At 35.9% G+C, this 14,480-nt stretch carries 22 protein-coding genes; 7 read left to right on the top strand and 15 right to left on the bottom strand.

The window, feature by feature from the left end; translation table 11 throughout:
- Positions 1-118: 118 nt before the first annotated feature.
- A complete protein-coding gene (locus FQ085_RS12730; RefSeq protein WP_149456766.1) occupies positions 119-553 on the top strand; it encodes a hypothetical protein in 435 nt (144 codons plus the stop codon).
- Positions 554-714: 161 nt separating this feature from the next.
- Positions 715-1,125, top strand: coding sequence for a GNAT family N-acetyltransferase (locus tag FQ085_RS12725; protein WP_149456765.1), 411 nt, complete (start codon positions 715-717; stop codon positions 1,123-1,125).
- Positions 1,126-1,373: 248 nt separating this feature from the next.
- On the opposite strand, the gene FQ085_RS12720 is transcribed toward FQ085_RS12725, so the two are convergent.
- From FQ085_RS12720 to FQ085_RS12710, 3 genes are all read right to left on the bottom strand, one after another.
- Positions 1,374-2,477: a DUF4179 domain-containing protein gene (locus FQ085_RS12720; RefSeq protein ID WP_149456764.1), complete on the bottom strand. Its 1,104-nt coding sequence runs from the start codon at positions 2,475-2,477 to the stop codon at positions 1,374-1,376.
- Positions 2,452-2,874, bottom strand: coding sequence for a sigma-70 family RNA polymerase sigma factor (locus FQ085_RS12715; RefSeq protein WP_149456763.1), 423 nt, complete (start codon positions 2,872-2,874; stop codon positions 2,452-2,454). Before FQ085_RS12715 ends, FQ085_RS12720 begins: the two co-directional genes overlap by 26 nt.
- Positions 2,875-3,148: 274 nt before the next feature.
- Positions 3,149-3,526, bottom strand: coding sequence for a hypothetical protein (locus FQ085_RS12710; protein ID WP_149456762.1), 378 nt, complete (start codon positions 3,524-3,526; stop codon positions 3,149-3,151).
- Positions 3,527-4,098: 572 nt separating this feature from the next.
- Here FQ085_RS12710 and FQ085_RS12705 point away from each other — a divergent pair.
- The gene (locus FQ085_RS12705; protein ID WP_188074752.1) at positions 4,099-4,620 is read left to right on the top strand and encodes a TetR/AcrR family transcriptional regulator; all 522 of its coding nucleotides are present in this window, start codon (positions 4,099-4,101) and stop codon (positions 4,618-4,620) included.
- 28 nt (positions 4,621-4,648) lie between these two features.
- On the top strand, positions 4,649-5,698 hold the full coding sequence (locus FQ085_RS12700) for a flavin-containing monooxygenase (RefSeq protein WP_149456760.1): 1,050 nt from the start codon (positions 4,649-4,651) through the stop codon (positions 5,696-5,698).
- Positions 5,699-5,999: 301 nt separating this feature from the next.
- On the opposite strand, the gene FQ085_RS12695 is transcribed toward FQ085_RS12700, so the two are convergent.
- The 4 genes from FQ085_RS12695 to FQ085_RS12685 form a co-directional block, all read right to left on the bottom strand.
- Positions 6,000-6,560 carry a class I SAM-dependent methyltransferase gene (locus FQ085_RS12695; protein ID WP_149456759.1) on the bottom strand — a complete coding sequence of 187 codons (561 nt, stop codon included), beginning with the start codon at positions 6,558-6,560 and terminating at the stop codon, positions 6,000-6,002.
- Positions 6,561-7,164: 604 nt separating this feature from the next.
- A complete protein-coding gene (locus FQ085_RS18400) occupies positions 7,165-7,419 on the bottom strand; it encodes an FAD-dependent oxidoreductase (RefSeq protein WP_316834396.1) in 255 nt (84 codons plus the stop codon).
- Entirely contained in the window at positions 7,420-8,070 is a 651-nt protein-coding gene (locus FQ085_RS12690; protein WP_316834394.1) for an NAD(P)/FAD-dependent oxidoreductase, read from the bottom strand.
- Positions 8,071-8,096: 26 nt separating this feature from the next.
- The gene (locus FQ085_RS12685; protein WP_149456758.1) at positions 8,097-8,510 is read right to left on the bottom strand and encodes an RrF2 family transcriptional regulator; all 414 of its coding nucleotides are present in this window, start codon (positions 8,508-8,510) and stop codon (positions 8,097-8,099) included.
- Between the two features lie 511 nt (positions 8,511-9,021).
- On the opposite strand from FQ085_RS12685, the gene FQ085_RS12680 reads away from it, so the two are divergent.
- Both FQ085_RS12680 and FQ085_RS12675 read left to right on the top strand, forming a co-directional pair.
- Positions 9,022-9,468, top strand: coding sequence for a site-2 protease family protein (locus tag FQ085_RS12680; RefSeq protein ID WP_149456757.1), 447 nt, complete (start codon positions 9,022-9,024; stop codon positions 9,466-9,468).
- A gap of 348 nt (positions 9,469-9,816) precedes the next feature.
- On the top strand, positions 9,817-10,014 hold the full coding sequence (locus FQ085_RS12675) for a hypothetical protein (protein WP_149456756.1): 198 nt from the start codon (positions 9,817-9,819) through the stop codon (positions 10,012-10,014).
- Positions 10,015-10,328: 314 nt separating this feature from the next.
- Here FQ085_RS12675 and FQ085_RS12670 read toward each other — a convergent pair whose 3' ends face one another.
- Both FQ085_RS12670 and FQ085_RS12665 read right to left on the bottom strand, forming a co-directional pair.
- Complete coding sequence (locus tag FQ085_RS12670) at positions 10,329-10,679, bottom strand: YciI family protein (RefSeq protein ID WP_149456755.1); 351 nt, start codon at positions 10,677-10,679, stop codon at positions 10,329-10,331.
- Between the two features lie 375 nt (positions 10,680-11,054).
- The gene (locus FQ085_RS12665) at positions 11,055-11,252 is read right to left on the bottom strand and encodes a DUF6440 family protein (protein WP_149456754.1); all 198 of its coding nucleotides are present in this window, start codon (positions 11,250-11,252) and stop codon (positions 11,055-11,057) included.
- Positions 11,253-11,527: 275 nt separating this feature from the next.
- Between FQ085_RS12665 and FQ085_RS18115 the strand changes: the two genes are divergently transcribed.
- Entirely contained in the window at positions 11,528-11,704 is a 177-nt protein-coding gene (locus tag FQ085_RS18115) for a hypothetical protein (RefSeq protein WP_188074751.1), read from the top strand.
- A gap of 484 nt (positions 11,705-12,188) precedes the next feature.
- On the opposite strand, the gene FQ085_RS18110 is transcribed toward FQ085_RS18115, so the two are convergent.
- The 6 genes from FQ085_RS18110 to FQ085_RS12640 all read right to left on the bottom strand — a co-directional run bounded on the left by FQ085_RS18110 (position 12,189) and on the right by FQ085_RS12640 (position 14,297).
- A complete protein-coding gene (locus tag FQ085_RS18110) occupies positions 12,189-12,362 on the bottom strand; it encodes a hypothetical protein (RefSeq protein ID WP_188074750.1) in 174 nt (57 codons plus the stop codon).
- A 47-nt stretch (positions 12,363-12,409) separates the two neighbouring features.
- The gene (locus tag FQ085_RS12660; RefSeq protein WP_149456753.1) at positions 12,410-12,592 is read right to left on the bottom strand and encodes a hypothetical protein; all 183 of its coding nucleotides are present in this window, start codon (positions 12,590-12,592) and stop codon (positions 12,410-12,412) included.
- Between the two features lie 129 nt (positions 12,593-12,721).
- Positions 12,722-13,015, bottom strand: a complete 294-nt coding sequence (locus FQ085_RS12655; RefSeq protein WP_149456752.1) for a hypothetical protein — start codon at positions 13,013-13,015, stop codon at positions 12,722-12,724.
- Between the two features lie 157 nt (positions 13,016-13,172).
- Entirely contained in the window at positions 13,173-13,616 is a 444-nt protein-coding gene (locus FQ085_RS12650; protein ID WP_149456751.1) for an ASCH domain-containing protein, read from the bottom strand.
- Between the two features lie 136 nt (positions 13,617-13,752).
- On the bottom strand, positions 13,753-13,980 hold the full coding sequence (locus FQ085_RS12645) for a hypothetical protein (protein WP_149456750.1): 228 nt from the start codon (positions 13,978-13,980) through the stop codon (positions 13,753-13,755).
- A gap of 101 nt (positions 13,981-14,081) precedes the next feature.
- Positions 14,082-14,297, bottom strand: a complete 216-nt coding sequence (locus tag FQ085_RS12640) for a hypothetical protein (RefSeq protein ID WP_149456749.1) — start codon at positions 14,295-14,297, stop codon at positions 14,082-14,084.
- Positions 14,298-14,480: the final 183 nt, after the last annotated feature.

Below are 14,480 nucleotides of genomic sequence, written 5' to 3'. Positions count from 1 at the left end.
CTATCACAAGAGCCTGTTTTAATTTTAGTTTATCTAATATTTCGAAAATTTTGCACTTCACTTACGTAAGTAACATATAGATTAAATATAATTTATTTCAAGAAAGGGGCTACGCATTATGAATAAGTGGTTTGCTTTTTTATTACTCTTTTCTGTACTACTACTATCAGCTTGTAACGATAATAATGATTTAGTTGGGAAAACTTTCGATGTTGCTTATGTGCCAGTACTTGAAGAGGATATTGACAGTCCAGATAGGTATAACTCTATTTTGACACTAGAATTTTTAAACGAAAATACGATAACGAGTCCTGTCTACGGAGAAGGAACCTACGAGTTAACCGACGATAACCTTGTCCTTTATTATGAAAATGAAAATGAGTCTTTAGAAATAACAATTGGCGTTGCAGAAAGTGATAAAGATTTTAGTGAGTATTACGCATTAATCAATGACCTTGATTATCAGATTACTGATTCTGATAAAATAAGTCATTTCCAGAATCTAGCCTTTAAATTAGATAAAGATAGGCCCATCGAATTTATAAAAGATTAAAAGTAGTTTTTTAGAATGGCGTTATAGAAAGCTGTTTACTTATCAGAAATTTACGTATAACAAAAAAGATCACGCGTGTATCGTATTGTTAAAGGAGGTATAAGACAGTGGATAAATTACGTAAGTACTCTTCAAAATAACAATTTTGAGGAGGAAAAATAATGACTATAGTATTCAAAGAAACCAAGCAAATTGATCAGAAAAATTTACTAGTACTTTACGAAGATGTGGAATGGTACGCCTACACTAAAGATATCAATCAGTTAGAACAAGCAATATCAAACTCATTATACGTATTATCTGCCTGGGATGAAGAATGTTTAATTGGCTTAATAAGAATTATTGGCGATGGCCTTACAATTATCTATATACAAGATATCCTAGTATTGAATAGCTACCAAAACCACGGTATTGCAACTAAATTGATGGATCGTATTCTTGACAAATTTAAGGCTGTGCGTCAAAAAGTGCTGTTAACTGAAGAAGCTCCAAATGTTCGTCACTTTTATGAAAAAAACGGCTTTGATTCTTGTAACAAAGGAACACTTGTGGCTTTTGTAAAACTGACTTGATTGACCACTAAATCCTTTTCTTTTGGTTAGTTGTTGCATCAAAAAAAAGATTGAAATGAGAAACTTTGTATATAAAAAAGAAAAACCTTCATAAAAATACACTAAACCCCAAATAGATCACTTTAAAGCAAGTGATCTATTTGGGGTTTAGCTAAAAGAATCAAAAGTGCTGATTTATTTTTCGGGATTTTTTGGTGTGATGCTCATCCTTGTTCATTAAAGGCAAGTAAAAAATTCACTTGTGCATTCTAATTGCTTTCATTCTCTTCGTTTTCTTTTAAAACAGGAAAAATAGGATTATTAATAATTTTATGGGTACCTTCAAGCATATTAATTTCTAAAGCATCAAACTCGATCCGGTATGATTCTGGGGTTTCTCCGTTCATATGGCTAACATGTGCAAACGGATAAAACGTCAGTACCGTCGCTTCGGGATTTGAGCCTCTCATTGTTGCTGTCCAGAAAAGGTCCTCCTGTGTATTTGCTCCTCCGTAAGCAGTACCCCCGTTGTGCGGAACTTTATAGACATTCCCTAAATTATCTTGAGCAATTAATTCGGCTTCTACAGCTCCCGACTCTTTTAATAACGATGGATCAACTAATTGCTGATAAGCAATATTCACCGCAATATCCGTAAAAGTAACTTCAGTAAAATGAACCGTCACGCCACTTCCCAAAACTTTTTCATCCAGAACGATAGGATCCTTCTTCAGTTGGTCCACCGCAAACTCAAACTTCCAATCTCCTTCAATCTCTCCTTCTTTAGTATAAAGGCTTGCTGGCTCCCAAAGTACATTGACTTGGGCAGCCTCTTCGTTAAGATGTGGAATACTGTTTATACCAACCAGTATATCTTGTTTCATCTCCCATTCCATTGAAGTGCTTACGTCTTCTGCTTCCAATAATGTTGGGAATCCAGTAATATGAGTCGAGTCATCCAATTCCACATCACCCATGACCGTATACGTAAAGGTTACATTGGTTCCATCATAAACTGCCTGGTCAATAGAAATCGTCACTCCGTTACTCGTTTTCGACAATCCTACTTTTTCGCTGAATCGTTCATATTGTAATAATCCTTCTTCTTTCTCCGAAAAAATTGAAAATACACTGCCGATGATTGGCAACTCTGTCATATAATTTGCGAGGGCTGGAGATGCGGTAAGAGTTGCTACTGAAATGCCAGTAAAAAGGATAGATGCTGCTATAGCAGGAATTAGCCACTTCCGTCGCTTTCTTGCTTTTGTCCGAGCTGGATCAAAGAATGCGTTGCTAATAATCAAATCCAATTGATCTTCTGGCACTTCTATTTGCTCAATCGCTTTTTTAATTAGAATCTCTTTGTCTTTCATCTACATACACTCCCTTCAAGTTTTTTTTCAATAATGCCATTCCCCGATGAATATTTGTCTTCACCGTTCCTTCTGGACATCCCATCACTTCCGCAATTTGCTTCACCGTAAAATCCTGAAAAAAACGTAGCATCAAAGCGGTTTTATATTTCTCTGGCAACAAATTCAAAGCATTTGCCACATCGAGTTGCTGGGCAACATCAATAGAAATAATATTTTCTGTTCTTTGTTCTTCTACTTCACTTATCACAATCAACTTTTTCTTTTTCTTGATAACTGCTAATGCTTTATTGATGCATATCCGCGTCAACCAAGTCGAAAAGTAGGATGGTTCTTTTACTTGATGCACTGATTCAATAGCCTGAAGAACCGTCTGCTGAAACCATCTCTTCATCATGCTGCATCCACCTCATCCTCCCTTTACTTATTAGATACATCTATACGTTGAAACGTTTCGTTTATTTTAATTTCCTATTAAAACTTTGTCATTTCTTATTGACATACAATAGTTATGCCTTCATTTTAAGGAGTTTTTAATACTTCTTCATAGAAAAATCTCATTTCCTTTAAATTAACTTCTTTTTCATTCACATAAGGTATTTTACGCTCTCAACAAAAAAAAGAAGCTCAAAGTTAAGCTTCTTCTCTTCCGATAAGGTGTCATATGTAAACTATTTTGAATTATTTTCACCATGTAATTCAAAAAGTTCTCCTGATTCATACAATTCAAGAGCTATTTCTGCTTGAAAACTGGTCAATTTACTATCCATACCTGCTACTTTTTTTAGTGTCTTAATGGCATCATCACTCCGTTGATTTAATACGATTGCATAAACGCTGCTAGCATATAAAACGAAAGGGTTGTCATTTAGAAGTAATTTATCAAATACTTCTTTTGCTAGTTTAGGATCTTGTCTTAATTGATCCCGGATAGAAAGATGGACATCGTGAGACTTATTCCCCTTTTTATAATCACCGGAGAATTGAGTCTTTTCCATAATCAGAGCGTGTTTGATAAATTCTTCTGCCAATAGATTTCCCTTAGTCATTTGACTCCTCCTAAGTTAGTACGACTTCGTATTTATACTTGATGGGTAACTTTTGGATTTATGAAATCATAACATTCTCGAATAGAGTATACGTTTTTACTTCTCTTTTAGCTTTAAATTAAATTGGCCTAAAAAATAGCAGCAAGAACAAAACCAAAAGCTCGCTAGAAAAAAGTTCCAGTAGTTTATTAATGATGGATAGATGTACTTCAGCTTAAAACCGTTCGTAAAAGTACACTTTCACTCAAAAGATAGAAACCAAGCTTTAATTGGCTTATTTTCTCTCTTTCCATTATTCTTCTTTAGAAACTATTCAAGAACCTACAAATTTTCATCTATTCAGCTTGAGACACATATGAATTTCTCAAGTTAAATGCATTTATAAAATACACCTATTGCCATATAGTTACGTTGACTGACTAGTCAATCAAAAAATCGAAATAGAATAAAAAAACACTTATCCCAATCCTTAAAATGGAAGGAACTTTGCTAGAATAACACCAAGAAACGAGAATCAAAATAGACAGCTTCGAGAGGAACGCCGAGAACAAATACTGCAAGCGGCGCTTAAAGTGTTTTCCCGTAGAGGACTTATTGCAACGAAAATAAACGATATTGCAAAAGAAGCTGGACTAAGCCACGGATTGGTTTACCATTATTTCAATTCAAAAGACGAAATCTTGACCACGCTGATTGAAAGGGCATTAGAAGGTTCGAAATACGTGGTCCATCTTGCTTCTCAACAGAACTTATCACCAATAGATCAACTGCATTGGCTGATGAAAACCATCCTGACGGGCCTTTCAAACGACGGCGCTTACCTATTTCTCCTCACAGTTCAAGCTTTCACTTCTGATACGGTGCCGGAACAAGTAAAAGAGATGCTCACCTCAAAATCTACTTCTACATTTGAAGGAATCCTACCGATCATCCTGGCTGGCCAACAAGCTGTCCAAATTGTAAAAGAAGATCCGACCAAACTTAGCAGCAGTTACTTCGCAATGATTCAGTGCATCTCTTTACAGCAAGTACAACAAATAGATCAGTTGACACCATCGGATGCAGATCTCATCTTGAAAATATTTAAGCCATAATAGCTACCACATGAAGGGCGGAAGACCGTTGAATAAAAATATTGATGTACTCATTATCGGTGCCGGACAGGCAGGGTTAGCCATAGGATACTATCTTAGCAAATCCAATCAATCCTTTATCTTGATCGATGCCGCTGGCCGAGTTAGCGATGTCTGGAGAAATCGTTACGACTCCCTTGTTTTATTCAGCCCGCGAAGATATAGTTCATTGCCTGGCTTGCCATTAGCCGGCGATTCGGACGGCTTTCCAACGAAAGATGAATTCGCGGATTATATGGAAGCGTATGGGATCCATTTTTCTCTTCCGTTCCATTTGAATACGAAAGTAGAAAAATTAAAACAAGCGTATGGTTCTTTTGAAGCGATCACTTCCAAAGGCCGGTATTCCGCCAAAAGTGTCGTGATTGCAACAGGACCTTTTCAAAAACCTTTTATCCCTCAGTTGAAGGGTTCATCATCCACTTTCCAGCTCCATTCCAGCGATTACCGTGGGCCATACCAGCTAGCAGAAGGACCCGCTTTGATTGTTGGAGGCGGAAACTCGGGAGCTCAGATTGCACTGGAGCTTGCCGAAAGCAGACAAGTCTATTTGTCTGCCGGACATGAAATGGTCTTTATTCCGCGTGTGCTCCTAAAGCGCAGCATCTTTTGGTGGCTTGAAGTGACAGGACTGGCAAAAGCAGCCGATGGTTCGAGACGCGCCAAGTTATTGAAAAAGACCGAACCGGTGATCGGCACGGAATTGAAACTCCTCATAGAGAGCGGAAAGGTCATCGTTAAAGAACGGGCTGTTGCGTTTCAGGACCAAGAAGTCGTCTTTAAAGACGGTTCCAAAATTGCTGTCGATAACATCATTTGGGCAACGGGCTTTTATTTCGATTACAGCTGGATTGACATCCCTGGCGTTTTGGATTCTCAGGGAAAAACCGTCCACCAGCGGGCAATCAGCCCTGTAGAAGGAATCTATTTTTTAGGTCTCCCCTGGCTTTCCCGTGTAGGGTCTGCTCAAATCAATGGCATCAATTATGATGCAAAGAATATCTTTGAGGACCTCGAAAAGAGAAACTCTGAAAATTAGGCCATACATTTCACTTTTTTCTCTATACGATAAATAATCCGGCGATATGTAAACCAATTTCTACTCCTTCTGTTAAATCTTTTACAAATAAATTATTTTTTGCTTCCAACTATAATGAATTAATTTTCGATGTTCCTGTTGAGCATGGTGATAACCTCTATCTAGAGAAGAAGTGCCCTGTACCGCTCAAGCACGCAACAATCCAAAGTGTTTTTTATTCCCTTTGATTTTAGATAATTCTTCTACTTTTTACCGTTAAATAAAACCAGTCATTAAGTGGATCTTAATGACTGGTTTTATTTTATTTATTTTTCTGAGCCACAATAATATAGACAGGTTGATTAGCAATTTGTGTTGGTGAATGAACCGTTTCTTTAATGCTGAAACCTGCTTTGCGAATTTCCGCCTCCATTTCTACAGAAGGAACTCTTGGCCCAGTGGGATGATCTGTTTTCTCTAGATCGATACATAAAAATATTCCTTGATCCTTTAACACTCTGTGAATTTCACTTAAAACCGATGATAGCGGGGTAACTTCATGCAATGATATCGAAGCGACAGCTTTATCAAATTTATTGTTGGCTAATGGCATTGCTTTAAAATCTCCGGCAGCTGTTTCTATGTTTGTTATATTTTTATCCTTGGCTTTAGTTTCTAAATATCCTAAAACATCCTTATCAAAATCAAGTGCTACTACTTTTTTCACGCAGGGAGCAATAGAAAGGCTGATATAGCCTGCACCCGCTCCAAGATCCAGTAGTTCGTCTTCTTTATTAAGCTGTAAAAATTTAAAGAACTCCTCTGCCGGTAGTCGTTTTATGCTCTCTAAATTATTAATCTTTTTCTGTAATTTTTGATTCATGGTCAATTCTCCTTTGATTATTGATAGTTAAAACCTTTAGGACTTTACTTTGAGGTTGGATACTCATAACGATAGTGTTTCTCTAACTTGTCTTGCTCTAACATGTACGATTTAAGCCGCTATCAAATAATTTAAAAAGAGCCGCATACCCTTACCTGCAAACATATCCTTCTTCACTCATCCAGCGTTTGATCGATTCAGCATCAAAATCATGACACTTCATGATATAGACGGGGTAACCTTTAACATCTACAAAACATCTGCGACACTGTTTCATTTGCAATAAACCCTCCAGTTTCTTCATGCATAAAAAATTAGAAGACGCAAACACAGGTCTGTAATGCGGCAGGATATTTTTGAAAGAGTTCAAACTGGTCTCCCCCTTCTTAGGAGTTCTTCCGTGATTCTTATTTTGTAATCCTACTTGGATCCAGAAGAATTCTGCTTGATTATATTAAAACCATTAAAGGTATTCTTTATCTACATTTACTACAAAAATTTTTGATAACTCTAGAAATCATTGAATTGTCCATTCCTTAACTAAGAAAATTGGCTGACTGCAAAATTGCTTCACCTTTTCGCTTAAGCAATTATCCAAGTCATTCTAGTGCATAAACTTTTCTTCAATCAGCGCCCCATTGATACTGATGGCAGCCATACTGCCTTCTCCGGCTGCAAGTATCAATTGAGACTGCCCGGCCATCAAGGTATCGCCACATGCATAAAGGCCTTCAACCGTTGTTCTTTTCCAGCTATCTGTTTTAATGCCGCCGCGTTCGTTCAGGTTGCAGCCTAACTGGATACCAATGTCAGTTGCTTGTTCCCATTCCGGCAGGACAAATCCGCCGTCGCGTGACACCTATTCTCCGCCACTAAACTGGATTTTTTGCAGGAACCCTTTTTCACCGATTAACGACCGGATCTTCTCCTCGTAAACTTTTATCCCTCTGCTTTCCTGTATTCCTTTTTCATCTGCGGAAAGTGTTTGTTTGCCATTGGTGCACACAATCAAATCATCCGTCCAGTTTGATACGACTTTCGCCAGATGAAAAGCCGGCTGATTTTCTGAGATTACCGCGAGAGGCCGGTCTCTCAATTCCCATCCATCGCAAAATGGGCAGCTGAACAAACTGGTTCCGTAAAACTCTTTTATTGCTTGGATGTCTGGCAGAACTTCCTTGAATCCCGTCGCTAGTATGACCTTTTTAGCGTTATAGATCCCCCCGTCCTCCGTGGTGATCTGGAACACGCCATCTTCTTTTGTTACACTAGACACTCGTTGCTTTTCAATTTTAACGTCGGGATAATTGCTCAATTCTTCCTGGGCGATCCGTTTCAACTCCTGCCGGTTGATGCTGTCCCGCGTGATAAATCCTTGGGATTCCGAAGTCACTGCATTTCGAGGTTTATTATCATCGAACAGAATGGTTTTCCTTCTTGACCTACCGAGTACCAAAGAGGCATTCAGCCCCGCTGGTCCTCCGCCAATCACTGCACAATCCAATAACATCTTTCCATCTCCTTCAATTGCATTTATTAGTTAGTTTCTGTCGAACGTCTGGCCTCTGCTTTTTTGACAATATCAACCAGCAGCTTTGCTTGGAGTTCTTTTTTCATATTTTCTTCTGCCTGCCGCATGGTGTCTTCAATCAGGCACCCTTCGTGGTGGATCGAACATTCAAACAGGTTGGTGTCTCCCTCAATCGCTTTGATGACATCAAAAAAAGAAACCTCATTTTGAAACCTGGAGATTTTATAGCCTCCCTTTACTCCAGGGGTCGATTCGATTAGCCCCGCTTTTGTTAGCTTGGTTAGAATTTTTGAAAGATAAGTTGGCGACAGCTTTTGAATTTCCGCCAATTCCTGAACCCCTATCGTGTTCCCTTTAGGTAAATGAATTAAATACACCATCGTGTGCAAAGCATAGTTTGTTGCATTTGAGTACTTCATTCTAATTCTCCCTTCAATCTATTCAATAGATATTAAAGACTCTTGTTATCCTTAATTTATCATCAATATAGTAATAAATCAACAAAGAACTTTGGAGTTCATTCAAGTTACAATAAGTACGAAGATACTCCAATGTTTCAGGGACTTTTATTTCTTGTTCTGCTTATTTCATTTCTAATAAATCATTTCATCCGGTTGAACAAGCTAATCTGTTAACACTCTTTCAAAGCGTTCGTAAAAGTACACTTATACAGACAAAAGGAGAAAAGATGTGCTGCTTACAGCCTCTTTTCTCCTTTGCAATAACAGCAGCTTCCGATAATCTGTTGATATGTAAACTAATTGTGCTGTCTTTAATGAAATTACAGTCAGCTAACTAAGCAATTAGTGAAACCAACACTCTAGTTATACGTATTTGTACCATGTTATCAATTTACATATGCGTACGAAAGGGCAAACTAGCAATCGTTGGATTGGTTCAATGCTTATTTAGAGAAAAAGGAGACAAAATATGAATTTTTTAATTAACTTCATGATCATTGGTTTGTTTATTTTTCCTTTTGTTGCATTTATTCATGAGACCGGACATGCCTTTTTTCTTAAGCTATTTGGTGGGAAGATCAATGAGTTCAGTATTGGAAATGGTAAAATTCTATGGAAAAAGAACAACTTCAATATCAGAAATGCTTATTTTGCCGGCGGAAGAGTCGTCGCAAATACGATCAACTGGATGAACACCACTCAAAAGACCTTCTTCTTTTTAGGTGGAGTGCTATTTAACTTAATTTGCGCACTGGTTCTGGATGTGACCACTGGATATGAGTTCGGAGTTTTCCGTCATTATTTAGATAGCTTCATATTCGTATCTTACTTAAATGTTTTTATCAATTTAGTTCCACTCACTACTATCTTTGGTGAAACCGATGGCAAAAAATTAGTAAAGTTATACAAAAGGTGATCAGAACTCCAGCTTTCATTCTTTTTCTAATAGCAGGTATATAAAAGTATCAAGTGAATTAGTGAAAATAGTTAAGCCTTTTAACATATTTTAAATAACTGTTCGTAAAAGAATGAATTCACAAGTAAAAAGGAGAAAAGATATGCTGCGCATAACCTCTTCTCTCCTTTTCTCTATAAGTAGCTTCCGATAAGCTACGATATGTAATCTAGATTTTTTTCATAAAGTTAGTTTTATTCTTGGAGAACTGATTCTGCTTAGCATACATATTTCCAACCAATACTTTATTTATTAATATTATGAACTAAGTCTATGGTAGGATAAGGATAAAATAAAAGAGGGAATTTGATGAATAAGATTTTGGCATTCTCAATTTTAGGAATGGGCTTAACTGGTGCCGTTTTAATCACCTCAATTGCTCTATTATTCAACCTTCCAATAGAAAATGTAGTGAAGATAGTTATTGCTGGTTCAGCAACAGCTTTCGTTATATTCGCTATTTCAGCTCTAGTAATTCGTCGTCGAGTAAATGAAATAAGCGAGTAAAATATTCGTTAAATTAATAAAGTCGGCATTAAGGAACAAACAAATTTGTTTACTTCTTTTTATATGGAATAATTTTAAATTGAAGATGGATTACTTATTAAGTATTTCAAAACCACCACTCTAATCGTTCGTAAAATTACACCTATACAAACATATAGAAAGGAAAGAAGCTAAATATATGACTACTTCACTTCCAACTTTTTTCACAGAATTTCCTTTTCCTTAATTTAAAGTTTTGAAACAGAAAATATGAACGATAAAGTTGTCCACATTTTTTTAAAAGTGAAATTTATGAAATTGATTGAAATGTCTATTTAATAAAATTCCCTTAATTCAATTTGTCCTTCTCCATATCCTTGAGGATCAGGCATTTCCATAGCCCATTTAATTGCTTCCTCCCTAGACTCTACATCGATAACAATGAATCCAGCAATCAAGTCTTGAATTTCATTAAAAGGACCTTCTGTAACTACTGGTTTTTCTCCTGGTTTAAGATATGAAATTCGGATTCCATTTGAACTTGGTTTAAGTCCTTTAGCCATAATACGTATTCCTGAATTAATCAGGTTTTCATTGTACTTATTCATTGCTTCAATAAGATTTACGTCTGGTAAATTTCCAGATTCTGAGTTTTTTGAAGCTTTTACAATTAACATGAACAACATACATACTCCTCCTAATTTGTAATTATAGGTTTTCCTTAAATTAAGTTGAGTTGAGTCTTTTACATCTGATTCGTCTATTTATTCATTTATACAAGTTATTTTATACTCTCTCTTTTATTCGCTTACCCTCTTACCGAAAAACTGTAGTACTAAGGAATCCTAAACCACAGTATCTCTTTGTCAGCTGTTAATCAATTTAATTTAGTAAAAAATGCTGCTTTCGAAGCGTTCATCAACATAAATTTTACGAACAAAAAGCAGTAAGAATATGCTGCTTACATCCGCTGTTTACTGTGTTGATGCAAATAGCTTTTGATAAGCTGGGATATATAAACTTATCCTCTGAGGAAAAGCAGGTTGTTATATTAGACTAAATTACGAATGCTCGTCTACAATGAACTGTCCGTTCTTGTCTAATAAAGGAGTAATACCACTACCTGCACCCATCCATGATTGAAGGTAATTTACACCGGTGTAACGATAGACTAAAATTACTATTCTGCCAAGCATAGGCACATCTTCGGACGATTTTATATAAAAACGTTGACCTTCTTCTTTTTTATTCCCAAACATAGCTTCACTCCTTTCAGACTAGTTCACTCTTTATATAAACGATTGAAATGTCTTGTAGTTTCGTCACTCGTAAGATCCAATATTAGAGTCGAAAGATAAAGCCTTTTGAATGTATCATTTCTTCAAATACATTCACATTATCTTGTAGGGCCATCAACTTCTTTAGAATCAATAAAAATAGTATGAAACTGCATGATTTTAGGAGAAAAATGAAACTTTAATGAAAATAAATCAGTATAGTACTTGATCATAAATTTTGCTGAGGAGGAAATACCATGAACGTTAGCTTACTATTGTCCATTGTGATGGTACTTGTTGGAACGGTTTTCTTGATTTCATCATTTTTATTTCCAAGCGAAATTCAAATAGGTGCATCTGTAGCTTCTTTAATCATTGCTGTTCTTTTTTATATTCAATACAAAAGGCAAAAGAAAAATGCGCCTAACAACTGAATGTAACGTTCTTAGACTTATGCTACATTCAAAACTAGTAGAAAATCTCTTGAAATTTATTTATTTAAGAAAAACGAAATCTCTATTGGATAAAAATGGTATATATAATATCCAGTAAATCCATTCCTACTTTCTAGTAAAGGAGACCATAAAATGTTTAAATCTAATCTTGCGAATCAGCTGCTTAAGATTATCAGTATTTGGATTGCTTACTTGATAGTATTTACTAATGACGTCTTTTCCTACCCTCAAGATAAAGTCTTTATTATTTTAGCTACAATTTTTTATATTTTACTAAAGACTTTTTTCCTTTGGAGAATAAAAAAACCTAGCAAAAAAGTGAGATCTGAACAAAGTGTAATTTGAAAGTAATGCCGAATAACGCTAAAGGCCAGGTAAGGGATCCCCCCTTTTCCCTGGTCTTTTTGAATGTAACTTAATTACCATTATGTTACATTCAATTCCGATAGAAATTTTCTTTATTTTACTGACTGGTTCTTTTTTTTCGGATTTTTAAATAAGTTAGTAAAACAATGTTGGCGATTACATTGGCGATAAAGATATTGAAAATATCTCGGGAATCAGCTCCAAAAAGAAGAAAGACAGGAATAGCTACAATCCATACGCCAATGAACATTAGAACAAGCTTTATCATCAAAAATCGATCTCCTTATATTTTCTTTTATGTATACTTCGGGATGAATTTTACTTATGGGCGTTTCTTTTATTTAGTAAAGGAAGTAAAAAATAGCTGCCAATAAAAGCACCTAAAGCTGTACCCATAAGCGACACCCACCTTATCTCTCCAAAGAGAATAAAGAACAGGATAAACGATACTATAAAGGTCATAATAGCGATGAAAACAGCATCTTTTAAGCGTTTTTTCATGAAAATCTCCTTTCGCCAAAAGCCATATTATTCCTTGACTCTTCTTTTCTTGCTTTTCCTAACATCAAATCCCCTAAACACTTGAGAAAAGACCAATTTTCAAAGTCGGTCTTAAACAAAATTTATTGCTTAAAATGCTTTCATCACTTTCTTTTTCTTGCCGCATCGTTCGCATTTGTAGATAAATAATGCTGTTACTTCACGATCTCGATCAACTTGTTCGAACTTATGTAAACCACTTCTGCATAAAAGGCTTTTTTCTTTGTTAGTAGCCAGCAGTGAAATCACCAGCAAGATTAATCCACCTATGATTAATATGTAAGGTGCGTTATACAGATTAAACGTTTCGTCGACTTTTGCGAGAAGCAGAACAACTCCGATTAAAATGGCCGTTGAAGCAATGAATTTCGCCTTAGAAAACAAAAAATTCCTCCTCCCTAAATTTTTCAAGTTCTTTTTAAACTTATTCCCTAAAAACTCACTTTAAATCTATTGATAAAACTAGAAACTGAATGTAACTTAATTGCTAATAAGTTACATTCAAACAATGTGATATTCTCAAGTAATTATTCCAGTAAATCTATATTTTATGGATGACTTCAAACCGTTCACATACTAGAAGCATGGTTTCTGAGTAGGGTAAATCATGTACTTTTAGTTCGCTTTTAAAAAATTGTTCATGAGCATTCCACCAATAGGTGTAATCGCCTTCACCTTCTGCTAAGGCAAAGTCAATTGGCACTTCATTCATCGGTAAAATCGATACATCTGTCACTCTAATAATTGCAACGGGTAACTCCTGTGAATTTAATACAATGTTATATTGACCTACGTGTGGTAACGGTTCATTCTCGAATTCATACCATACGTGAGCTGAACATGTAGCTGTTTTCTTCCCTTCGACTACTAAACTAGCTAACCAATCTGCATCAGCGCCGAATTGAAATGCTTCTACTTCTTTTGTCTGGATTTGGCCTTGGCTTGTCCAGTAATCATTCCAAAATTTCAACGTTTGTTCATTCATCAAAAAAACCTCGATCCCTAAATAATTTTGTCATTCAATATCGTTAAAAACGCTGTAAACGAATGTAACTTAATTCACAATAAGTTACATTCAAAATACTGCTATACAGTTAAATCTTGATTTGAAATACAATTTATTAATTGTTGAATAAGAAAAAGACAAAAAGCAGACAGCCAATATAGCCTAATAGAAATTTCCAGAAATTTGATTTGCGATTTTCCTCAAAAAAGAAAGCTTCAAGGAAAATTGCTGTGACCATTACATATACCATTACCGAACCCCAAAACTTGAACCCGATGACTCCTAAGAAAATAGTAATACCCATAAGCCATGCCACTTTATTATTTTCATCTGTTAAGCCCACCCTAAATCCTCCTCTTTTTCCAAATTTTATTATATTAAAAAAGCTGAATTGAATGTAACTTAACTGCACATAAGTTACATTCAAAACCATGATTTTATTGGTTATTTCTCGGCCAATTCAGCTGCCCATCCCTTAAACCAATCGGATGGTAATTCCAATTTTGAGAGATCCATCTTCATCAGTTGTTCATGGGAATAAAATTCGTACCAATGCCAATCCCATTGACACTCTATATCTCTTGCGATGACACGAGCCAGTTCATCCTGGTCATCTAAATCTTCATCTTCCCAAGCCATTGTTAAATTATCGCACCACATGCAAAAATCAACTTGAGAAAATTGATTTTCTTTCTTGCAGGTTGCATCTAAAAGAGTCGGCTAGTTGTATAATCAAATGCAACAGCTAACTTGCTAGAAAAACAGAAAAAGCCACAGATAAACCGTGTATGATTAAGTCGACGAAACATCAATCGATACGGAGGTTTATCTATGGCTCAAACT

It is taken from the genome of Planococcus sp. ANT_H30, from assembly GCF_008369335.1.
GTDB lineage: Bacteria > Bacillota > Bacilli > Bacillales_A > Planococcaceae > Planococcus > Planococcus kocurii.
Note: the sequence above shows the minus strand (reverse complement) of the source record. Positions and strands in the feature narration are given on the sequence as shown.